Origin of the sequence: Neobacillus drentensis (assembly GCF_036965425.1) — a bacterium.
GTDB classification, from domain to species: domain Bacteria; phylum Bacillota; class Bacilli; order Bacillales; family Cytobacillaceae; genus Neobacillus; species Neobacillus drentensis_F.
In genome coordinates, this window is sequence record NZ_JBALPP010000034.1 from 1 (window position 1) to 1,132 (window position 1,132).

2 protein-coding genes are annotated in these 1,132 nt (G+C 35.3%); one reads left to right on the forward strand and one right to left on the reverse strand.

What is annotated here, in order from left to right; genetic code table 11:
- Positions 1–205 precede the first annotated feature (205 nt).
- Positions 206–511: a DUF4359 domain-containing protein gene (locus V7161_RS09070; protein WP_335444277.1), complete on the reverse strand. Its 306-nt coding sequence runs from the start codon at positions 509–511 to the stop codon at positions 206–208.
- Between the two features lie 356 nt (positions 512–867).
- Between V7161_RS09070 and V7161_RS09075 the strand changes: the two genes are divergently transcribed.
- A partial coding sequence (locus tag V7161_RS09075; RefSeq protein ID WP_335444280.1) for a hypothetical protein occupies positions 868–1,132 on the forward strand: 265 nt, incomplete at its 3' end.

The window sequence follows — 1,132 nt, forward strand, 5'->3', positions numbered from 1 at the left end:
AATAATATCCTATAATTATAATAGTTTTTAGAATTGTCGAATACAAGAGAGAATTTTGAAAAATTATAGTATTTTTTGAAAAATTTCATCGAACTGGAAAAAGATTATTAGGAGACAAACAAAAAAAGCAGCATGGAATGGCTGCTTTTTTAAATGCAAATCAAATTTATTAATTAAAAGGGTATTTATTCATTTCTTTTAATTATTATTGCTTTTCAAAACTCGACAGCGGAATAAATTGATGAAAAATTCCAATGGATTTCACTTTTCCCATTCCAACATCGGAAAAATCCGTTTCGTAAATAGAGAAAATAAAATAATCGGATTGTTTAGTGCCTGCATCGAAGATAGGTTTTCCAGCAAGTGAGAGAATTCCTTTTTGCAGCAGGTTCGAGGACTTGTCCATCGTTTTGTGATTAATCCAGTCGATATATTCTGCTCGACCCGGATTGGTGGAAGATAATACAAAAATCACAACAACTAGAAGAATAATAGAAGCAAACTGTTTCATTTTTTTAAGACCCCTATTCGTCATAAAATGTGTAAACTAGTATAAGATGTATTAATAATTTGGAAATGATCTCACACTGCTTGTACATTCTTATGTTAAAAGGGCTGAAAAAATGACGTTAAATGATGAAATGGAAACAATATTTTGGTGATAATTGCCTGCCGGTATGTTAAATTATTACTATTATAATCTTGTAAAATGTTAAAGGGGAATTGCCATGTCAAGAAAATGGAAGTGGGCCATTGCCTGCTGCTTATTCCTGCTTTTATTTAACGGACTAGGAATCCTGGGAGCCAATATTCTTGGTAAGTAACAGGAGACTCTTCACAAAAAATCACGGGCAAGGAGTGACGCGTATGACATCAAATTTAACGAAACCGATATCGAAAAAGTTACTCTTTGCAATGCTCATTGTGGCGGTTGGCGCTGAAGTCCTTCTTTATCTGGCCCGTTACAGCTATTTGGCCAGTACCCTGTATGATGCAGTTATGGTCTCATCTTTTTTTGTTGGCTGGAAGATATACCGGCGTCTGGGTTATGAGAGTGTCCAACAGAAAACCAACCGCCAGCGAATTCTGAAATTCACCGGTGCTTTTCTGCTTTTTTTCGTCGGCAGCACGA